The organism is Geobacillus sp. LEMMY01, from assembly GCF_002042905.1.
GTDB lineage: Bacteria > Bacillota > Bacilli > Bacillales > Anoxybacillaceae > Geobacillus > Geobacillus proteiniphilus.
Genome location: NZ_MVKA01000037.1, coordinates 15353 through 34631 on the forward strand (window position 1 = coordinate 15353; position 19279 = coordinate 34631).

Sequence of the window (19279 nt, forward strand, 5' to 3'; positions counted from 1 at the left end):
CACTCCAACGGAATGCTCCCCGCCGACTCGAATCATTGAAGCAAAAAAGCGGCTGGAGCTCACGGATTCGGTTTGAAAGCAGCAATCGCCACGCCTTACGTATGCCCCATCTTCTATGCTGGCGGGCAGAATATTTGTTCCCCACCGCCATTTTACACCTTTCGTTTCTTTCCATTCAAGAAGATTTGGTATAATGAAAAAAAACGTTGATTTATTCCTTTCCCGATTCATATGGCATGTTCAACAGCAATCATGATTGCCAAAAAGGAGTTCCGCCATGAACCGGCTGCCGATTCGCTGGAAAATTACGATTTTGATTTTCGCCATCGTCAGCTTTTCCATGTTGCTGAGCGGTGTATTCATCATCAGCGACTTTTTCCATACAAAGGAGGAGGAACTCAGCCAGCGCGCCTTGCTAACCGCGCGCACCGTCTCCGAGATGCCCGAAGTCAGACGCCATATTGTCGAAAACAAACAAAGCCGGGCGCTGATCAATCCGGTCGTCGAGCGGGTGCGCGTCATTCATGGCGCCGACTATATCGTCGTTCTCGATATGAACAAAGTGCGCCTCTCCCACCCGCTTCCCGTGATGATCGGCACCATCTCCCGCGGCGCGGATGAGGGGCCGGCGTTTGCCGAACATACGTACACATCCAAAGCCCACGGGGAAATCGGGACAGTGGTTCGCGCCTTCGTCCCGATTATGAATAGCGATCACGAACAAATTGGCGTCGTCATCGCCGCCTACCGACTGCCGACGTTTTTCGAAGCGATTGATTCGTTAAATGGAGAAATTACCATAGCGGTCGTTTTGTCGCTCGTTGTCGGCGGAATTGGAGCATGGCTGCTCGCCTCCCATATCAAGCGGCAAATGTTTGAGCTGGAACCGCATGAGATCGCCAAACTGCTCATCGAACGAACGGAAGCGTTTAACGCCATGCACGAAGGCGTCATTGCCATTGACAGCGATGAAAAAATTACCATCTTCAACGACCGGGCAAAACAAATGCTCGGCATCAAAGGGGATGTCATCGGCCGGTCGATCCGCTCCGTCATTCCGGACACACACCTTCCGGAAATCTTGGAGGTAAACAAGCCGATTTACAATAAGGAGCTGCAAATCGGCAATTTAACGATTTGGAGCAACCGCATCCCGATCAAAGTCAACGGGAAAACGGTCGGCGCCATTGCCATTTTCCAAGACCGGACGGAAGTGAAGCGGCTGGCTGAAGAACTGACGGGCGTAAAAGCGTTTGTCCACGCCTTGCGTGTGCAAAATCATGAATACATGAACAAGCTTCATACGATCGCCGGCCTCATTCAGCTCGGCCATATCGAAAAGGCGCTTGAGTACGTGTTCCAAGCCACGGAAGAGCAGGCGGAGCTCACGCAGTTTTTAAGCCGCAACATTAAGGACGAAAGCATTTCTGGACTGCTCCTAAGCAAAATCCGCCGCGGCAAGGAACTTGGCATTCGCGTGACGATCGATCGCCACAGCCGGCTGCACCGCTTTCCGCCGCATCTCGATCACCATGATTTCGTTGTTCTCCTTGGCAATTTAATTGAAAACGCCTTCGATGCCTTTCGCGGCGTAACCGACCGGGAAAAAGAAATTTACGTCAGCCTTGAACAAAATGAAGACATTTGCTCCCTCTCGGTTGAAGACAACGGCCAAGGCATCGCTCGCGAGCATATTGACCGCATTTTTGATGAAGGCTTTTCAACCAAAGGGGAGAACGGACGCGGCATCGGCTTGTATTTGGTGAAGCAAATTGTGGAAAAGGGAAACGGGCGCATCGATGTGCAGTCGGAGGAAGGGAAAGGAACGGTGTTTACTGTTACCTTTGATATGTGACTACCCATTCATGCAACGGCGGCCGCGAAAGACACCCCCGTCGAGACGAAGGAGGAAAAGGCTATGTATCGCGTGTTGTTGATCGAGGATGACCCGATGGTGCAAGAAGTGAATCGGCAAATGATTGAACAAGTCGACGGCTTCACCGTCATCGGCCTCGCTGGAAACGGTGAAGAAGGGCTCCGCCTCATTCACGAGCTCCGTCCCGATTTAGCGATGATTGATATTTACATGCCGCAGCTGGACGGCCTTGAAACATTAAAACAAATCCGCGCCCGCGGCCATGAAGTCGATATCATCGCCATTACCGCGGCGAGCGACATTGAAACGGTGCGCCGCGTCCTGCAAAATGGCGCCTTCGATTACATTGTGAAACCGTTTAAATTTGAACGGCTCAAACAGGCGTTGGAAAATTATCGGACGTTCCGCCGGTCGCTTGCGGAAAAGGAATCGCTCACCCAGGTGGAACTCGATGCCCTAAGGCGGGCGACTGAACAACCGGCCGGACCGTCCTCCGAGCTTCCGAAAGGACTGAATGAGATAACATTGGAAAAAGTGATCGCCTATTTGCGCCAACACCGCTTCCCCGTTTCCGCCGAGGAAGTGGCCGAAGGAGTCGGCATCGCCCGCGTCACCGCCCGCCGCTATTTGGAGTACCTTGAGAAAACGGGAAAAGTCGTGCTCGATGTTCAATACGGCGGCGTCGGACGCCCAGTGAATCGGTACCATCTGAAAGCAACATAACACGATGCCGTTTCGAGTGGCTTCAAGCTGGTTGTCAGAGACGGAAAGCCAGGCCCTATTATGCCGTATCCCGCACCAGCAACCGGGCAGGCAGCTCTTCCTGCTTTCGCGTCACATTGCCTGTCTCCAACCAATGATGAATCAAGCGAAACGCTTTCCCTCCCAGCTGAAAATGAGGCAAAGCGACGGTCGTAATGCCAAGCAACTCAGCGAGTGGGTCGTTGTCAAACCCAATAATGGAAAGTTCTTCTGGAATACGCACCCCGATGCGTTGCGCCTGCAAAACGATGCCGGCCGCCACTTGGTCACTGGTGACAAGCAAAGCGCTCGGCCGCTCCTCCATAGCGACCCATTGCTCGATTACGCGCTTTCCGTCTTCGAGAAATAGACAACCCTCAAAAATCCACTGGCGTCGAGGAATGACGCCAGCTTCGCGCAAAACATCTTGATACGCCGCCGCCCTCGCTTGGCTGTTCGGCCCCGTCATTCTTCCAATGCAATAGCCGATGCGTCGGTGTCCTTTTTTTACCAAGTAGCGAAGCGCTTGGACAAACGCTTGATAATGATCAATGTAAACAGCAAAAAAATCGTGCTCTCCGACATGTTCGCATAAAACGATGGGACCGTCTCCCTGATAAGCGGCAAACGCCTCCCAGTCCACTTCGTGGGAGCACACGATCAGCCCATCCATTTGCCTCATCCGCAGCCGCTCTAACGCCTCGAGTTCCCTCTCCACGTCATAATTCGTCTGAAACAAAAGCAGTTGGTAGCCATAACGGAGCGCCTCTTTGGATATACCTTCCATTATCGCAGAAAAATAAGGATGATGAATGTACGGAAGCATAACGCCGACAATCGCTGTCCTTCCTTTCGCCAAATGGACGGCTTGAATATTTTTCGTGTAATTGAGCTTCTCCACTGCTTCCCAAACCGCCTTCCGCTTTTCCTCGCTCACATACGGATATCCGTTCAACACCCTTGATACAGTAGCCACCGATACGCCTGCCTCTTTCGCCAAGTCACGGATATTGGCCATATTCACACACTCCCTAAAAAAGACTTGCCTTGAAACGCGTTTCATACATTATTGTTGATCCTGCCATCTAGTATACATGAGGAGGGGGACAACATGCTTTACGGATTTGCTTCACTCGTTCTGCTCGTCGCCGCTGTTTGGGGCGGGGCGCATATCGCCTTGCACCTCAAACAACGTGCAAAAACAAACAAGCAGAAAAAATAGGGAAACCAGTCTGTTTGTTTCCACCGTTTCAATTGGTATAATGGGGAGTATATGGAACGTAAGGAGGAATGAACATGACTCGATACTGGAAACTGTTGTTCTCTCTCGCTGTCGCCTCCGCCTTGCTGGTTGGCTGCGGAATGAAAGCGCAGGAGTCAGCAACAGAAGCAGCGGAAGAACAACAGCCAGCCGCCTCAAGAGAAACGTCCGCCGATGTGCAGCCGACAAACGAAAAGCAAGCTTCTTCCGGCCAATCGGATGCGGCGGCGAGTAGACAAGCAGCCGCAAAAGAAGAAACCTCCGGGCAGCCGCCCGCTGACGAAGAGCAACCTGCCTCTTCGCAACCAACGACTTCTTTGTCCTATCGGACAGGAAATCAAACAGTCACCGGAACAGCGACGCTGCAAACGAGCGACAATCAACATTTTTCCCTCTATGTTTTGGAAGGGTGGACGCTTGACGCCGAAGAACCGAGTGCCGATGTCTTGCTTCATGGCGACGCATTCGCCCGCATCCGCTTGCTTTCTCCGGGTGAAACAAACTATGAACAACTAGCGAAAGAACATGCCCAAGCAGTCGACGCCAACGCCGCCCGCCAACAAACGGACGGGTTGCCTAAGCCGTTCGCTGATGCGGTTTGGTACACCGCCCAAGCGGACGGCGTCACGGTTCATGTCATCGCCAGCGCCCAACCGACGCCGATGCTATTGACCGTACACGCTCCAAGCAACGAAGACGTGCTTGGCGCCGTGCTCGCCATGGTTGCTACATTACAAAAGCAATAACGTATCCAACGGGGAAGGAAACCGCTCTTCCCCGCTTCCAAAAAAAAATCCCCCTTCCAGCCAACAAGAGGATCAAACAAGCTGTTTGCTCTCTTCTTTGCGGAAAAATGTTTTCATCGCGTAGAACACATCCGATTTTTGTTTCAAAATATAGTAGCGGAACTTTTCATCCTTAATATTGCGATACGCCGACATGAGCGTGGAATGGCGGTTGTACTGATACAACTGTATACGCTATACACAATCTCCTGTATTATCTATCATAACATTTATGGCTTAGCCCTTCTTCAATCCTCCTTTTATTTCCTAATTTTATCACAATATTCATTAAAGGATGTCGAAAACTTTTGCTTGACACGTTTTTTCGGACAAAATTGGTTAAAATCGTTGATACAACAATATTTTCAAACAGAAAATGGCTAGTTTGTTATACTAAAATCAAAGACATTTTCCCATACTGGTAATCATACACATCCAGTATGGGAGAGTGATACGTAATAGATGAAAATCATAAGAAACGTACCAACAAAAACAGGGGGAATGATGAAATGTTAAGTGTGAAGGAGTTGGTTCAACGGAACATTGGCGGCGCCAGCAAAAAGGTTTCTCCTGTAGATGAAGCTCTGAAACGGTTTCGTGACGAGAACGGCTACGACTTTTTGGACATGATCAATAATGATAAAATAAGAAAAAAGCATCTTTTGAAACAAATACAGAAAAAAGACTATAGCGACAACGACTTCTTTGAAATGTTTGAAGATAAGCAAGGGGAATGATTTTTTTCTAAGGGAGAGAGAACTTGGATCGACTTGAATTTCGGCAAGGAGATATCATTTGGTTTAAATTTCCGGAAGAAGATCCGAAACCTCAATATACCATTAAAGGATCTCATCCTGCTCTTTTACTCCACGATTATACTTTGCCAAATCAGACAGTTGTTTTAGCTCCTTTGACATCTCTGTATGATAAAAACGGAAATGTCAAGGAGCTAAAGTCATACCATTTACCGCTTTATAAAAAAGACTATCCGCAGCTAAGCAATGACTAATATGTGAAGTTAGATCAAATTATGACTTTCTCTCGTAACAAAATCGGGGATTACATATGTTCATTAAACGAAATAGATAGGGCTGCTCTACATCTTAAGCTCATAGAATCACTTCAAATGCATGACACGATTAGGGAAATCGTTGTTAAACAAATAGAACAAACTGTTCACAAATTGATAGAGAAATACATTGAAGATATGATGAACAAAGAGTCAAAATAGCCTATCCTAATTCATTAGGAACGGGCTATTTTCGCTATATTGCTTATCTATACTCTATCATATGCTCCAAAGCCTCTTCGAAAAACTCGCACGCTGCGACGATTCCCTCAGCAAAAGCCTGTTCCACAACATCTTCTGTTTCCATTTTAGCATATTCGTTCCGCTGTTCGGCGATAAAAGCGTGGAGAACAAGCAATTTAACCACTAACTTATCCATGTGGTCTACCACCTCATGAATCTCGCAGTTTTAATCGGGCCCCGGCCACCTTTATGTCAGAGTACGATGACTGCGACTGTTGCGGTTGTTTCAACGACCGCAAGAAACCTTGTTCTTTTTTATGACCCTGCCGTTTGGCAGGGTCATTTCACTCGTTTGCTCATCTACAGTAAAAAAGTCTGCTCCAATTTATGGGGCAGACTTTCTGTTATCTCTTATTTTTTCTTTTTGCTCTGTTGAGCTTTTTGCTGTTTCTTTAATTCCTCCTGCAGTTTATGAATGTTCGGCAACCCTTGGATATAGCCAACAGCTCCAGCTTGATTAATTCCATATGTTGCATCGATCGCTTTTTTCACATCCTCAAGTTTGACAGCTGTCGGTGTAAAATTGTCTAATTCGTCTCCCGGATGCTGGAAATTGCTCATAATGTAGCTAAATCCATTTCGGTTATCAGCCGCTTGAAGTCCTGTTGCCTCTGCACCAGCGGGAACAGATAAAATGCGGGACAATTTTTTCGTATCCACGTTATATGCCCATACAAAATTGTTAATATGTTGGCTACTATCTTCTCCGATAAACAATGTGCGATAATCCTCAGAGAAGCTTAAGTTATCCGGACCAGCAATTTTATTCACGTTCGCTTTATTGCCGTAAGCGTCAGGTTGAGCCAAATCTTCACCGACAATAAGCGCCTTCATAGAAACGGCTGCATACCCGCTGTTAATCGGCTCACCAGTTGTGCTCTTTTGTCTTGGCTCTAAGCTTAACTCATAAACCGCACCAGCTTTCACTTTCGGTAATTGAATGTGATCCGTTGGGTCTTGATTGTTTTTCTCCATCCCTTTACTAATGTCGGAAATAGCCACATACACTTTTTTGTCTCTCGCGTTCACCGCTAAGCCTTCCATTTTATTAAACTCGCTTGTTGCCCCTAACATCGCTGCGTAACGGCGCGTCTCCAAGAATGCCGCAGCCTTTTCCATACCCGGCTTTAATTTCAAATATTCTATTTTGCCATAGTTTGCACTTTGTCCTGAGTATTGCTTAACAGGAGTAAACCCTTCTTTTGGTTCATTAGACACTTCAAAAATATCGCTGAATTTAATGCCTTTATCAATGATCCGTTTAATTTCTTTATCTGTCGCATGTCCAAGTTTAATCCATTCTAAATTGCCAGCCCCACCGTTTTCTGCACTTGTTTGTACAAATTTCGCCGCATATAATGTGCCGGCTGACAAATCACGCGGCTTATCAGCCACATACATAAACAGCATTGTATATTCGCCGTCGTCTCCAAAGTAAGCAGTACGCTCATCCGGCATGACAACCATCAATTCATTGGAACGACGTCCAGTACTGTAATGTTTTACAACGCGAGTAGTTCCGTCAGCATTGACCATCACTTCAGGAATAAAGCCGTAATAATAAGGGTTTGCTTTTTTCTCATCATCAAAATATAGCTTTGCGAAATCTTTTAAATGAGCTGTTGATGGACTGAGCTTATCTTGTGTATCAAATTCAAAAGAGCGAGCGTCAGGTTCATATTCCTCTGAACCTAAGTGCGTATTCCATGGTGTTAACGATCCGTTGCACGGCACCCATAACCCGTTTACTGTGGAAACATCAATTTTATCAACAGTTGCAACCTTCAGTTCTCCTGTTTTCATATTTTGATATAGTTTCGTTAACGTCATCGAAGCAGGTACACGACGCCACGCAGGATTTCCAGCATTGTCCAACGAGTCATACTCATAATGAGAAACAAGGTACAAAGAACCGTCCTTCATTGGACGAAGTAAACTGTTCGCATCTGGTGCATCAGATACATAGTGAACAGGTTTCCCATCTACAGATTTGTCGGTAATTGGGTCACCATAATAATCCGTTGGTGTACCTGCTGAGAACGTCTCGCCATTGGACATTTTAAACTGATCGGTTGTTTTAAAAAGCTGCTTATATGTAAGCGGGAAGTTTTTTGTTTTTCCATCCGTATACTTTACAACAACTGAAGCTGTTGTAAACGGCTTGCTCATTTCTTCAGCGGTAGTTGGTACTCTCGAGCCGCTAAATGAGATCGATTCAATCTTTACTTCTTTTGTTGCGGCTTGAGATGGGTGCAATGCCGGAACCATAATTCCAAGAGCCAAAGCAACGACAATTCCTTTCCTTTTCATCATTTTCCTCCTTGTGATAAAATAAATGTCCTACTTACATTTAACAATATAATTGTTAAAATATTTTAATAGATTCGTAAATCGAATGTTAATTTATGTAAAAAGTAACATTTTCCTCTCAGCAAAACTGAAAAATGAACAAAAAATGCCCCCAGCATGTTCATAATCCTTAAAAAACCCCCTGCATCATGCAAGGGGTCATACGAGCGTTTTATTTTCTTCTTTTCGGAAAAAGGTTTTCATGGCGTGAAAGACGTCTGACTTTTGCTTAAGAATATAATACCGAAACTTTTCATCTTTAATGTTTTTATAAGCAGACATAAGCGTTGAATGGCGGTTGTACTGATTGACTTCCCCATATCCCAACATGTTCGATACTTTCATCAGTTCCTGAACAAGCTTCACGCAACGGGCATTGTCCGATGTCAAGTTGTCGCCGTCAGAGAAGTGGAACGGATAAATGTTGTAGCGCGACGGTGGATATTTTGTCTCAATGAGTTCAAGCGCCTTGCGGTAGGCTGACGAGCAAATCGTTCCACCGCTTTCCCCTTTCGTGAAAAACTCCTCTTCACTGACGACTTTCGCTTCCGTATGATGGGCGATAAAGGCGATGTCCACCGTTTCGTATTTCGTGCGCAAAAAGCGGGTCATCCAGAAGAAAAAGCTGCGTGCCATATATTTTTCCCACATGCCCATCGATCCGCTTGTGTCCATCATCGCCAAGACAACCGCCTTCGATTCTGGTTTGACGACTTCGTTCCACGTTTTAAACTTCAAATCTTCACGGTAAATCGGATAAAAGCCTGGTTTGCCGTTCATGGCATTGCGCTTGAAGGCAGCGAGCATCGTCCGCTTCTTATCGATGTTCCCCATCAGCCCGGTGCGGCGGATGTCGTTAAATTCGATATGTTGGGTTATATTTTGATCCAGCTCTTTTCGTTGCAAGTTGGGCAGCTCCAATTGGCTAAAGAACGCTTCCTCAATCTCCATCAGCGACACTTCAGCTTCGTAATAATCTTGGCCCGGCAAATCGCCAGCACCTTGGCCTTTTCCTGGCCCCTGCCCCTCCCCGCTTCCGTCTCGGGCCACCACATCACCGACTTGGCTGTCTCCATTTCCTTGGCCGACGTGTTTGTTTTTCTCATAATTGTAGCGGATTTTGTATTCATCAAGCGAGCGGATCGGAATTTTAATCACATCACGCCCGTTGGACATAATAATGCTTTCTTCCGTAATTAAGTCGGGCAAATTGTTTTTGATCGCTTCCTTCACTTTTTCTTGATGGCGCTTTTGATCATCATATCCTTTGCGGTGGAGGGACCAGTCTTCTTTCGATACAACAAAATTCCCCTTCATGTTTTCCCCTCCTTTAAAAAAATCATTTTCACACTTTTCGCTTTCCCGCATATACTTATGTTGGCGTCATTAAAACGGACCATCACTATGCCAAGTTGGTTTATTTTATCCTATGCAAAAATTCAAAATAATTGACAAATGAATGTGGAAAATAGAAACATGGACAAGCCCGATTATCGGCTTCGCATCCTCTGGTTCACTTCCTTTTAGCGAAGCACGCTGTGTCGCCTTCGCTCGACCCTCCCTTGGCAGTTCAGTCAGAGAGGATAAAAAAAGCATGCCCCAGCGCTTGAGGCATGCCTAGCGGTTCAACAAGCTGCCGACATAGCGGAGCAATTCGTTGGCTGACGTGGAGTTGTACCCGTATTCATCAATGAGGCGGGCCACGACTTCGTTAATTTTTTTCAACTGCTGCTCATCCGGTGTTTTCGTCGACGTTGTAATTTTCACAATATCTTTTAGATCAGCGAACAGTTTTTTCTGGATTGCCTCGCGCAGCCGTTCATGCGAGTTGTAATCAAATCGCTGCCCTTTGCGTGCATAGGCGGAAATGCGGATTAAAATTTCTTCACGAAACGCTTTTTTCGCATTTTCGGAAATGCCGATTTGTTCCTCGATCGAGCGCATCAGCTTTTCATCCGGATTCATTTCCTCGCCAGTGAGCGGATCGCGCAGTTTCGTCTTGTTGCAGTACGCCTCGACGTTGTCCAAATAGTTATCCATCAACGTTTTCGCCGACTCTTCATACGAATAGACGAACGCCTTTTGCACTTCTTGTTTGGCGATTTCGTCATATTCTTTGCGCACAAGCGAAATGAAGTTCAAGTACCGCTCACGGTCTTCCTTCGTGATCGACGGATGCTGATCCAGCCCTTCTTTCAACGAACGAAGCACGTCAAGCGCATTGATCGACGGCACTCCTTTGCGAATGATGCAGGCAGAAATGCGGTTGATGACATAGCGTGGGTCGATGCCGCTCATCCCCTCGTCCGGATGCTCCTTTTTCAGCTCCTCCACATCGACCTCGCTGAATCCTTCGATCATTTCGCCATCATACAAGCGCATTTTCTTCAATAAATCCACATCCGGCCGCTTCGATTCTTTCAACCGCGTCAAAATCGTAAACATGGCCGCAATCCGCAACGTATGTGGAGCGATATGCACGTCGGCGACATCGCTTTCGCGGATCATTTTTTCGTAAATGCGCTCTTCTTCCGAGACGCGCAAGTTGTATGGAATCGGCATGACGATGATGCGCGAATGGAGCGCCTCGTTCTTTTTGTTGGCGATGAACGACCGATATTCCGTTTCGTTCGTATGAGCGATAATCAATTCGTCGGCGCTGATTAAAGCAAACCGCCCAGCTTTGAAATTGCCTTCTTGCGTCAGCGACAGCAAATGCCAAAGAAATTTTTCATCGCACTTTAACATCTCTTGAAATTCCATAATCCCGCGGTTGGCTTTGTTCAGCTCGCCGTCAAACCGATACGCGCGCGGGTCGGACTCGGAGCCGTATTCCGCGATCGTTGAAAAATCGATGCTCCCCGTTAAATCGGCGATGTCTTGCGATTTTGGATCAGACGGACTGAACGTCCCGATGCCGACGCGGCGGTTTTCCGAGAAGAAAATGCGCTCCACTAGCACGTCTTCAATGCGTCCGCCGTACTCTTTCTCAAGCCGCATCATATTGAGCGGCGACAGCTCGCCTTCAATGCGAATGCCGTATTCGCGGTAAAAATCGTCGCGCAAATGGTGAGGAATGAGGTGAAGCGGGTCTTCATGCATTGGGCAGCCTTTAATGGCATACACCGCGCCGCGCTCTGTTTTTGAATACTCTTCAAGCCCACGCTTTAGCAAAGTCACAAGCGTCGACTTCCCGCCGCCAACTGGCCCCATCAGCAGCAAAATCCGTTTCCGCACATCAAGCCGCTTTGCCGCCGGGTGGAAATATTCCTCAACGAGCCGCTCAAGCGCTTCCTCAAGCCCGAACAGGTGCTGGCTGAAAAATTTATATCGTTTCCGTCCATTCACCTCTTCGACCCCAGCATCTTTGATCATATTATAAACACGCGAATGAGCCGACTGGGCCACCCACGGCTTTTCTTTTAAAATCTTTAAATACTCGGCAAACGTTCCTTCCCATTTCAACTTTTCTTCTTCTTCCCGATACCGGGCGATTTTTTGCAAAATATCCATAAAGGACCTCCTCACCCTTGGATGTCTAACAGCAAGATTATTACAATTTATGCGAGGATGTCCCGTATCATTCGCCGCAAAAAAAATTTTGTCTCCTAACAACCAGCTGCAGTCATTCACATGCTTGGCCATATTCGCTATAATAAAGGGGGAAACGCCTGCCACTTTCATATGAAGGAGGAACAAACGATGCGCACTTTGCTTGTGCTAGGGGTTATCATTGCGTTTTTGACGGCCATTTTCACCGCTGGCTATGAAGACAAACCAGGCGTCAGACAATAAGACCAAAAAAACGACCTCCAGTGCGAAGGTCGTTTTTTTGTTTATGACAACCCATAAAACCGTTGTTGGCGCAACGCTTCGTACACTAAAATGGCCGCCGTGTTCGACAAGTTTAACGAGCGCACTTTGTCATTCATCGGGATGCGCAGGCAACGATCCATATTGGCCTCAAGCAGCTCCTTCGGCAATCCGGTTGTTTCACGGCCGAACACAAAGAAAATATGTTTTTCTGTATCGCTGAAATCAAACGAATCATAATACCGGCGCCCGAATTTCGTAATGAAATAAAACTCCCCTTCCGGAAAGCGGGCGAATAGTTCGTCAAGCGAGTCATAATACGAAATATTGACATACGGCCAATAATCAAGCCCGGCGCGCTTTAACATTTTATCATCCGTAGAAAAACCGAGCGGGCGGATCAAATGGAGGGCCGTGTCGGTTGCCGCGCACGTACGGGCGATATTTCCGGTATTGGCTGGAATTTCTGGTTGGTATAGCACTACATGAAGCGGCATTTCCTTCACCTCAACAACGTTTATTTGCGATCGATGATGTGAAAAAACTTATAGCGAATGTTCGGCGTATAGGCGCTTGAATCTTCATACGACCAATAGCGCATTCGGCTGTTTGTCGTATGGGCGTTCACAAGCGGCATCCCGTTCTGATCTTTCGCCACCACAATCGTTGAGTGGTCGAAGCGTCCGTCCCCTTGAAAATCATAACAGATGACATCACCTGCCATCAATTGCTCCGGCTCCGCCACTTCCACCGCCTGCAAGCCGATGCGCGACCCGCTCAAATACCAACGAAAAGCATGGGCCACAGCCCAGCTGTAACTCCAACTTCCGTTTTGACACCACCATCCCCTCGCCCGGTTCGGATAGCCCGTCATCGGCGCCCCGCCTGCATACAAGCATTGAGAGACAAAATTCGTGCAATCCACCGGAAACGACGGAAACACCGGGTTATGCCGATTCCACCACGTTTCCGCATACCGCACCGCCCGGGCGCGGTCATACTGGTAAGAAAGACGCTCCCCCGTCCATTGCTCTCGTTCGACGCGCGGCGCCTCCATATACCCCCCCAACCGGTTGATCGGTTCATCAGCTACAAGCTCACCGCGAACAAAACAGGCGCATCGCTCCTCAACCTGTTCTTCTATATATAGTGAACCCCTTTGCTTAATTAAAAATTGATGGTGGGCAATATACATAACTTTCGCTTCCCGCTCGATGGTCTGCCTGCCGACAATTTGTCCCCGGATCGTGCAACGGACGATCTCCGCACCGCGCTTTTGGCAAAGCCGTTGCTTTCTTGCCGCCTCTTCGCTTCGGATATTGCTTTCCGACACAAACGAGCGGGCTCGCTCATCCAACCACGCGCGCAACTGTTTTTTCATGCTGCTTTCCACCACTTTCGTTTTTATTACTACCTTATGTGGGGAAGCTGCGTTTTTTTCCCTATTCCTTTGCCTCAGCCAACAGTTTCAGTCCTTTTTCAATCTCAGCGATCACATCGGCATCCGCCTCCGTTTGCCGCGCGGCCTCCAAATAAGGCTTAGCGCTTGGATCCCCGATTTTCCCAAGCGCCCACGCCGCCGTCCCGCGGATGACGGGACGGCTATCCTCTTTCAACAAACGCAGTAAGTGCGGCACCGCGGTTTGGTCTTTGTAATGGGCGAGCGCCAGAATGGCGTTGCGCTGAATCGGCTTTTTCCCACGCCATGAACCCGCCATGGCCCCAAATGTTTCTTTAAATTCACGGTTGCTCATCTGAAGCAGCGGGATGAGCTTCGGCTTTACCGCTTCCGGATCCGGCTCGAATTCTGGATGCAAATGAAAGTCTTTCCCCTTATTTTCTGGGCAGACTTGCTGGCATGTATCGCAGCCGTACAGCCGGTTCCCGATTTTCTCCCGAAACTCGTCGGCCAAAAAGCCTTTCGTTTGCGTTAAAAACGAAAGGCACCGCTGCGCGTTCAGCTGACCCGCTTGCACAAGCGCCCCGGTCGGGCAGGCATCAATGCATTTCGTGCACGTGCCGCATCGGTTTTCAACCGGTTCATCAGGGGGAAATGGAATATTCGTAATCATTTCTCCCAAATACACATACGATCCAAACTCCGGTGTAATAATAGAGCAGTTCTTGCCGCTCCAACCGATCCCTGCCCGTTCCGCCACCGCCCGGTCGGCGAGCTCTCCGGTATCCACCATCGAGCGAACGCGGGCATGGGGCACTTTGGCCAGCAAAAACTCCTCGAGCTGCTGCAAACGTTCCCGCAACACATCGTGGTAGTCCTTTCCCCATGAAGCGCGGCAAAAAACGCCGCGCCGTTCCGTCTTTGTCCCCCGCGGCGCATTTTTTATTTTGGACGGATAGGCAAGAGCAATGGCAATGATCGATTTTGCTTCCGGAAGAAGCAATGAAGGATTCGTCCGTTTCTCAATATCTGGTTCCTCAAAACCGGACTGATAGCCGAGCTCCTGCTGGCGGCGCAGCCGCTCCTTTAATTCAACAAACGGATCAGCGCTCGCAAATCCGATTTTATCAATGCCGATTGACCGACTGTACTCAATGACTTCCCGCTTTAATGCCATAACATCCATCGTTTTCCCTCCTTTCGTCATATATGGTAAAATGAAATCCGAGGTGATCAAGATGAAATGCATGATATCAGAACAACTAAAGCAACGCCTTCCTTCTGGTAAATTCGGCGTCATCCGCTATCATCATATTGAGGTCAGCGATTCACCGCAAATGTTGAGAGGCCGATTGGAACTGTTTCAAGAATCTCTTTACATCGAGCTGCAGGAAAAAGCGATCGCTGACATTCCCGAACTAATGGAATGGCGTCGTGCGTTCAAACAAATCGGCACAGACCCAGGCCGCTATCGACCGTCAAGCGAGAGTCTATACCGACGCATTCAGAAAAAACATTTCATCCCATCCATCCATTCGGCAGCGGACGTCAACAACTTTTTTTCACTGTACTACAAAATCCCGCTCGGCATCTATGATTTCGACCGCATTGACGGAATAGTCACTCTCACTATCGGCACGGAGCAAGACGAATACGTGGCACTAAACGGCCGCACAGTCAACTTTGCCAACAAACTCGTCAGCAAAGATGAACGAGGGCCGTTTGGCAGTCCGATCGTCGATTCGGAGCGGACCGCCGTGACGAGAGAAACGAAAAACGCTTTGCAAATCGTTTACTTTCTCCCATCAACGCCAGAAGAAACCGCCAAGCGCCAGCTTCAAGCCATTCAAACGATGTTTGTGCAAATTCATGGCGGCGAAGCCGACGCCCAATTGCTCGTTTGATCTTCTCCCCCACTTTCCTGCCGTTGGAAACGGGGGACTCCCTCCCTACTTGAACACTCTCCCACCTACGCTCACGCGTGGAAGTGGGGGTCTTCTCGGTTTAGGGTGATAAATAAAAAAACGCAATGCCTCGTTCTTTAACGAAACGAAACACTGCGTTGTCCCCAACAATCATAACGTAATTTTAAAACTAACGAGAGACATTATAACAGACTTCCGCACGCATCGCAAGAAAAAACGCAAAAATCGACAAAAGAAATTGTATAAAAGGGCACCAGAATCTCTGGTGCCAGCAACCAGTGACCCGTACGGGATTCGAACCCGTGTTACCGCCGTGAAAGGGCGGTGTCTTAACCACTTGACCAACGGGCCATTATGGCGGAGAAGGCGGGATTTGAACCCGCGCGCCGCAAAACTGCGACCTAACGGTTTAGCAAACCGTCCCCTTCAGCCACTTGGGTACTTCTCCGTAACATGGCTCCGCAAGTAGGATTCGAACCTACGACCTACCGGTTAACAGCCGGTTGCTCTACCGCTGAGCTATTGCGGAACAATATACATAAACATATGGAGTATCATTGTTCGCCCAATATTATAGCGAATGGTTGAAAAACATGCAATAGTAAATAATGGGCCTAAGTGGACTTGAACCACCGACCTCACGCTTATCAGGCGTGCGCTCTAACCAGCTGAGCTATAGGCCCATAAAAAGCGGGTGATGGGAATCGAACCCACGACATCAGCTTGGAAGGCTGAGGTTTTACCACTAAACTACACCCGCATATCATTTAGTTGAACATCCGCCACGCTACTTCCATGCCCCTTCCTCTACCAGCCGATTCACAGAAGCCAGATGCGTCGGGGCAACTCGAAGCGGATTCGATGATGCAGATGCTCGTGGCTGAGGTTTTACCACTAAACTACACCCGCAAATATAGAAAAAAGGGCGACTAGTGGGAATCGAACCCACGCATGCCAGAGCCACAATCTGGTGCGTTAACCACTTCGCCATAGTCGCCTCGGTCTGATGCCGGCTGCAGGACTTGAACCCGCAACCTACTGATTACAAGTCAGTTGCTCTACCAATTGAGCTAAGCCGGCATGATTTTAAAGTGCATGGCGGAGGAGGAGGGATTCGAACCCCCGCGCGCCTTGCGGCGCCTCTCGGTTTTCAAGACCGACCCCTTCAACCACTTGGGTACTCCTCCAAAAAAGCAACAATAATAATGGTGGACCTTGTAGGACTCGAACCTACGACCGGACGGTTATGAGCCGTCTGCTCTAACCAGCTGAGCTAAAGGTCCGATAATGGTGGCGGTGGAGGGGATCGAACCCCCGACCTCACGGGTATGAACCGTACGCTCTAGCCAGCTGAGCTACACCGCCAAATTTAAGTCAAAAGGTGGAGCCTATCGGGATCGAACCGATGACCTCCTGCTTGCAAAGCAGGCGCTCTCCCAGCTGAGCTAAGGCCCCATGATAAATCGGGAAGACAGGATTTGAACCTGCGACCTCACGGACCCGAACCGTGTGCTCTACCAAGCTGAGCTACTTCCCGATAAAACGCGCTCGAGAGGATTCGAACCCCTAACCTTCTGATCCGTAGTCAGATGCTCTATCCAATTGAGCTACGAGCGCACAAGTGCCGAGGGCCGGACTCGAACCGGCACGGTAGTTACCTACCCCAGGATTTTAAGTCCTGTGCGTCTGCCAATTCCGCCACCCCGGCGGAAGTGGAGCGGAAGACGGGGCTCGAACCCGCGACCCCCACCTTGGCAAGGTGGTGTTCTACCGCTGAACTACTTCCGCAAGACGATGAGCCATGGAGGACTCGAACCTCCGACCCTCTGATTAAAAGTCAGATGCTCTACCTACTGAGCTAATGGCTCATGGGTTAGATAACACTCCGAGACAACGATGTCCCTTCCTCTACCAGCTGATTCAAAGAAGCCGAATGCGTCGGGACAACTCGAAGCAAATCCGAAGATGCTTTGCTCGTTGCTCTACCTAACTGAACTAATGGCTCATAGTTAGGATAACACTCCAAGTATTATCTAGCTCTACCTGCCCCTTCCTCTGCCAGCCTGTTCAAGGAAGCCAGATGCGTCGGGGCAACTCGATGCCTATTCGACGATGTAACGCTCGTTACTGAGCTAATGGCTCATAGTTTGGATAACACTCTAGGTACTACCTATCTCTACCTGCCTCTTCCTCTCCCAGCCTATTCAAAGAAGCTAGGTGCGTCGAGGCAACTCGCAGCGAACTCGAAGATGTAGCGCTCGTTACTGAGCTAATGGCTCACGGTTGCCGGCTTAATGACTTAAGGGGTTATTAAGGAATAAGAATGCCGGCTGCAGGACTTGAACCCGCAACCTACTGATTACAAGTCAGTTGCTCTACCAATTGAGCTAAGCCGGCATAATTTAAACATTTCCACATAAAATGAATGGTGGCTCGGGACGGAATCGAACCGCCGACACAAGGATTTTCAGTCCTTTGCTCTACCGACTGAGCTACCGAGCCATATCTTATTTTTCCCTTGTTCGTTGATGACTTTTGTGTCCCTTCCTCTACTAGCCCATTCGAAGAAGCCAGATGCGTCGGGACAACTCGCAGCAGATTCGACGATGCGGATGCTCGTCTCTACCGACTGAGCTACCGAGCCATATTTTTTCATCTTTCACAATTTTGGAAGAATGGCGGTCCCGACGGGACTCGAACCCGCGATCTCCTGCGTGACAGGCAGGCATGTTAACCACTACACTACGGGACCATATTGGTTGCGGGGGCAGGATTTGAACCTGCGACCTTCGGGTTATGAGCCCGACGAGCTACCGGACTGCTCCACCCCGCGACGGTAAGAAATTCATCTCATTTGATAACGCTCTAAGTGTTTCTTTAAGACTGCCTCTTCCTCTGCCAGCGAACTCAAAGATATCGAATGCGTCGAGGCAACTCGCAGCATATTCGACGAAGCGAAGGCTCGTTGCTCCACCCCGCAGCGATAAGAATATACTTAAGTTTTGACAATGCTCAAATTGCATTTTCGTTGCCTCTTCCTCTGCCAGCGAACTCGAAGATGTCGAATGCGTCGAGGCAACTCGCAGCATATTCGACGAAGCGAAGGCTCGTTGCTCCACCCCGCGATGATGAGAAAGCAAGTCAGCTTTTATATTAAGATGGTGGAGGATGACGGGATCGAACCGCCGACCCCTTGCTTGTAAGGCAAGTGCTCTCCCAGCTGAGCTAATCCTCCACGAAATTGCCTAGCAGCGACCTACTCTTGCAGGGGCGCTGGCCCCAACTACCATCGGCGCTGGAGGGCTTAACTTCCGTGTTCGGGATGGGAACGGGCGTTTCCCCTCCGCCATAGCCACTAGGCAACAATGGACAAGTCTTATTATAAGGAAAGTTGGCCTGTTGTCAAGACTTTTTCATTCCCTCAAAACTAGATAACCGTCGGAAGAAGCCGCTCATAGGTCAAGCCCTCGATCGATTAGTATCCGTCAGCTCCACGTGTCGCCACGCTTCCACCTCGGACCTATCGACCTCGTCATCTTCGAGGGATCTTACCCGCTTCACGCGGTGGGAAATCTCATCTTGAGGGGGGCTTCACGCTTAGATGCTTTCAGCGCTTATCCCGTCCGCACATAGCTACCCAGCGGTGCCCCTGGCGGGACAACTGGTACACCAGCGGTGCGTCCATCCCGGTCCTCTCGTACTAAGGACAGCTCCTCTCAAATTTCCTGCGCCCGCGACGGATAGGGACCGAACTGTATCACGACGTTCTGAACCAAGCTCGCGTACCGCTTTAATGGCCGAACATCCCAAATCTTGTG

At 48.8% G+C, this 19279-nt stretch carries 14 protein-coding genes, 21 tRNA genes, 2 rRNA genes and 1 pseudogene; 6 read left to right on the top strand and 32 right to left on the bottom strand.

Going from position 1 to position 19279, the window contains the following annotated elements; genetic code table 11:
• The first annotated feature begins 277 nt into the window (after positions 1–277).
• Together B1A75_RS15925 and B1A75_RS15930 are read left to right on the top strand one after the other, a co-directional pair.
• Positions 278–1855 carry an ATP-binding protein gene (locus B1A75_RS15925; protein ID WP_079936499.1) on the top strand — a complete coding sequence of 526 codons (1578 nt, stop codon included), beginning with the start codon at positions 278–280 and terminating at the stop codon, positions 1853–1855.
• Between the two features lie 63 nt (positions 1856–1918).
• Entirely contained in the window at positions 1919–2599 is a 681-nt protein-coding gene (locus B1A75_RS15930; RefSeq protein ID WP_079936500.1) for a response regulator, read from the top strand.
• Between the two features lie 58 nt (positions 2600–2657).
• Here the strand turns inward: B1A75_RS15930 and B1A75_RS15935 are convergent, their stop codons facing one another.
• Positions 2658–3635, bottom strand: coding sequence for a LacI family DNA-binding transcriptional regulator (locus tag B1A75_RS15935; protein ID WP_074044451.1), 978 nt, complete (start codon positions 3633–3635; stop codon positions 2658–2660).
• A 278-nt stretch (positions 3636–3913) separates the two neighbouring features.
• On the opposite strand from B1A75_RS15935, the gene B1A75_RS15940 reads away from it, so the two are divergent.
• Complete coding sequence (locus B1A75_RS15940; protein WP_074044452.1) at positions 3914–4624, top strand: hypothetical protein; 711 nt, start codon at positions 3914–3916, stop codon at positions 4622–4624.
• A gap of 72 nt (positions 4625–4696) precedes the next feature.
• On the opposite strand, the pseudogene B1A75_RS20385 reads toward B1A75_RS15940, so the two are convergent.
• Positions 4697–4852 (bottom strand): annotated as a pseudogene (locus B1A75_RS20385) (sporulation protein YhbH); the annotation flags it as partial.
• 320 nt (positions 4853–5172) lie between these two features.
• On the opposite strand from B1A75_RS20385, the gene B1A75_RS15945 reads away from it, so the two are divergent.
• Entirely contained in the window at positions 5173–5400 is a 228-nt protein-coding gene (locus B1A75_RS15945; protein ID WP_079936501.1) for a hypothetical protein, read from the top strand.
• A gap of 23 nt (positions 5401–5423) precedes the next feature.
• Positions 5424–5672, top strand: coding sequence for a type II toxin-antitoxin system PemK/MazF family toxin (locus B1A75_RS20390; RefSeq protein WP_239691277.1), 249 nt, complete (start codon positions 5424–5426; stop codon positions 5670–5672).
• 265 nt (positions 5673–5937) lie between these two features.
• Here the strand turns inward: B1A75_RS20390 and B1A75_RS20045 are convergent, their stop codons facing one another.
• The 7 genes from B1A75_RS20045 to queG form a co-directional block, all read right to left on the bottom strand.
• Positions 5938–6111, bottom strand: a complete 174-nt coding sequence (locus tag B1A75_RS20045) for a hypothetical protein (RefSeq protein WP_167367384.1) — start codon at positions 6109–6111, stop codon at positions 5938–5940.
• 215 nt (positions 6112–6326) lie between these two features.
• Positions 6327–8285 carry a PhoX family protein gene (locus B1A75_RS15955; protein WP_074044455.1) on the bottom strand — a complete coding sequence of 653 codons (1959 nt, stop codon included), beginning with the start codon at positions 8283–8285 and terminating at the stop codon, positions 6327–6329.
• Between the two features lie 198 nt (positions 8286–8483).
• Positions 8484–9641, bottom strand: a complete 1158-nt coding sequence (yhbH, locus tag B1A75_RS15960) for a sporulation protein YhbH (protein WP_079936502.1) — start codon at positions 9639–9641, stop codon at positions 8484–8486.
• 300 nt (positions 9642–9941) lie between these two features.
• The gene (locus B1A75_RS15965; RefSeq protein WP_011229990.1) at positions 9942–11837 is read right to left on the bottom strand and encodes a PrkA family serine protein kinase; all 1896 of its coding nucleotides are present in this window, start codon (positions 11835–11837) and stop codon (positions 9942–9944) included.
• A 323-nt stretch (positions 11838–12160) separates the two neighbouring features.
• Entirely contained in the window at positions 12161–12634 is a 474-nt protein-coding gene (gene trmL, locus B1A75_RS15970) for a tRNA (uridine(34)/cytosine(34)/5-carboxymethylaminomethyluridine(34)-2'-O)-methyltransferase TrmL (protein ID WP_015373984.1), read from the bottom strand.
• Between the two features lie 20 nt (positions 12635–12654).
• Positions 12655–13518 (bottom strand): amidase domain-containing protein, encoded by an 864-nt coding sequence (locus B1A75_RS15975; protein ID WP_013146295.1) that lies wholly within the window; start codon positions 13516–13518, stop codon positions 12655–12657.
• Positions 13519–13579: 61 nt separating this feature from the next.
• Positions 13580–14722 (bottom strand): tRNA epoxyqueuosine(34) reductase QueG, encoded by a 1143-nt coding sequence (gene queG / locus B1A75_RS15980; RefSeq protein WP_079936504.1) that lies wholly within the window; start codon positions 14720–14722, stop codon positions 13580–13582.
• Positions 14723–14774: 52 nt separating this feature from the next.
• Between queG and B1A75_RS15985 the strand changes: the two genes are divergently transcribed.
• Positions 14775–15440: a B3/B4 domain-containing protein gene (locus B1A75_RS15985; RefSeq protein ID WP_074044776.1), complete on the top strand. Its 666-nt coding sequence runs from the start codon at positions 14775–14777 to the stop codon at positions 15438–15440.
• Positions 15441–15740: 300 nt separating this feature from the next.
• On the opposite strand, the gene B1A75_RS15990 is transcribed toward B1A75_RS15985, so the two are convergent.
• The 23 genes from B1A75_RS15990 to B1A75_RS20135 all read right to left on the bottom strand — a co-directional run.
• A tRNA-Glu gene (locus tag B1A75_RS15990) sits at positions 15741–15812 on the bottom strand.
• 4 nt (positions 15813–15816) lie between these two features.
• Positions 15817–15909: transfer RNA gene (locus tag B1A75_RS15995), tRNA-Ser, on the bottom strand.
• A 6-nt stretch (positions 15910–15915) separates the two neighbouring features.
• Positions 15916–15990: transfer RNA gene (locus B1A75_RS16000), tRNA-Asn, on the bottom strand.
• A gap of 80 nt (positions 15991–16070) precedes the next feature.
• A tRNA-Ile gene (locus B1A75_RS16005) sits at positions 16071–16144 on the bottom strand.
• A gap of 6 nt (positions 16145–16150) precedes the next feature.
• Positions 16151–16221, bottom strand: a tRNA-Gly gene (locus tag B1A75_RS16010).
• A 164-nt stretch (positions 16222–16385) separates the two neighbouring features.
• Positions 16386–16458 (bottom strand) — tRNA-His (locus tag B1A75_RS16015).
• Between the two features lie 10 nt (positions 16459–16468).
• Positions 16469–16541 (bottom strand) — tRNA-Thr (locus B1A75_RS16020).
• Positions 16542–16557: 16 nt separating this feature from the next.
• A tRNA-Ser gene (locus B1A75_RS16025) sits at positions 16558–16648 on the bottom strand.
• A 19-nt stretch (positions 16649–16667) separates the two neighbouring features.
• Positions 16668–16744: transfer RNA gene (locus tag B1A75_RS16030), tRNA-Ile, on the bottom strand.
• A 5-nt stretch (positions 16745–16749) separates the two neighbouring features.
• Positions 16750–16826: transfer RNA gene (locus B1A75_RS16035), tRNA-Met, on the bottom strand.
• Between the two features lie 17 nt (positions 16827–16843).
• Positions 16844–16916 (bottom strand) — tRNA-Ala (locus tag B1A75_RS16040).
• Positions 16917–16924: 8 nt separating this feature from the next.
• Positions 16925–16998 (bottom strand) — tRNA-Pro (locus B1A75_RS16045).
• Positions 16999–17004: 6 nt separating this feature from the next.
• A tRNA-Arg gene (locus B1A75_RS16050) sits at positions 17005–17078 on the bottom strand.
• A 5-nt stretch (positions 17079–17083) separates the two neighbouring features.
• Positions 17084–17169 (bottom strand) — tRNA-Leu (locus B1A75_RS16055).
• A gap of 5 nt (positions 17170–17174) precedes the next feature.
• A tRNA-Gly gene (locus B1A75_RS16060) sits at positions 17175–17249 on the bottom strand.
• A gap of 7 nt (positions 17250–17256) precedes the next feature.
• Positions 17257–17329, bottom strand: a tRNA-Lys gene (locus B1A75_RS16065).
• 456 nt (positions 17330–17785) lie between these two features.
• A tRNA-Thr gene (locus B1A75_RS16070) sits at positions 17786–17858 on the bottom strand.
• Between the two features lie 29 nt (positions 17859–17887).
• Positions 17888–17963 (bottom strand) — tRNA-Phe (locus B1A75_RS16075).
• Between the two features lie 174 nt (positions 17964–18137).
• Positions 18138–18213 (bottom strand) — tRNA-Asp (locus B1A75_RS16080).
• A gap of 4 nt (positions 18214–18217) precedes the next feature.
• A tRNA-Met gene (locus B1A75_RS16085) sits at positions 18218–18294 on the bottom strand.
• A 326-nt stretch (positions 18295–18620) separates the two neighbouring features.
• Positions 18621–18696: transfer RNA gene (locus B1A75_RS16090), tRNA-Val, on the bottom strand.
• 8 nt (positions 18697–18704) lie between these two features.
• A 5S ribosomal RNA gene (gene rrf, locus B1A75_RS16095) occupies positions 18705–18821 on the bottom strand.
• 95 nt (positions 18822–18916) lie between these two features.
• Positions 18917–19279: ribosomal RNA gene (locus tag B1A75_RS20135) — 23S ribosomal RNA — on the bottom strand; the annotation flags it as partial.

Coding starts and splice junctions, on each gene's coding strand:
- B1A75_RS15925 (WP_079936499.1), top strand. CDS start 278: ATGAACCGGCTGCCGATTCGCTGGAAAATTACGATTTTGATTTTCGCC.
- B1A75_RS15930 (WP_079936500.1), top strand. CDS start 1,919: ATGTATCGCGTGTTGTTGATCGAGGATGACCCGATGGTGCAAGAAGTG.
- B1A75_RS15935 (WP_074044451.1), bottom strand. CDS start 3,635: ATGGCCAATATCCGTGACTTGGCGAAAGAGGCAGGCGTATCGGTGGCT.
- B1A75_RS15940 (WP_074044452.1), top strand. CDS start 3,914: ATGACTCGATACTGGAAACTGTTGTTCTCTCTCGCTGTCGCCTCCGCC.
- B1A75_RS15945 (WP_079936501.1), top strand. CDS start 5,173: ATGTTAAGTGTGAAGGAGTTGGTTCAACGGAACATTGGCGGCGCCAGC.
- B1A75_RS20045 (WP_167367384.1), bottom strand. CDS start 6,111: ATGGATAAGTTAGTGGTTAAATTGCTTGTTCTCCACGCTTTTATCGCC.
- B1A75_RS15955 (WP_074044455.1), bottom strand. CDS start 8,285: ATGAAAAGGAAAGGAATTGTCGTTGCTTTGGCTCTTGGAATTATGGTT.
- yhbH (WP_079936502.1), bottom strand. CDS start 9,641: ATGAAGGGGAATTTTGTTGTATCGAAAGAAGACTGGTCCCTCCACCGC.
- B1A75_RS15965 (WP_011229990.1), bottom strand. CDS start 11,837: ATGGATATTTTGCAAAAAATCGCCCGGTATCGGGAAGAAGAAGAAAAG.
- trmL (WP_015373984.1), bottom strand. CDS start 12,634: ATGCCGCTTCATGTAGTGCTATACCAACCAGAAATTCCAGCCAATACC.
- B1A75_RS15975 (WP_013146295.1), bottom strand. CDS start 13,518: ATGAAAAAACAGTTGCGCGCGTGGTTGGATGAGCGAGCCCGCTCGTTT.
- queG (WP_079936504.1), bottom strand. CDS start 14,722: ATGGATGTTATGGCATTAAAGCGGGAAGTCATTGAGTACAGTCGGTCA.
- B1A75_RS15985 (WP_074044776.1), top strand. CDS start 14,775: ATGAAATGCATGATATCAGAACAACTAAAGCAACGCCTTCCTTCTGGT.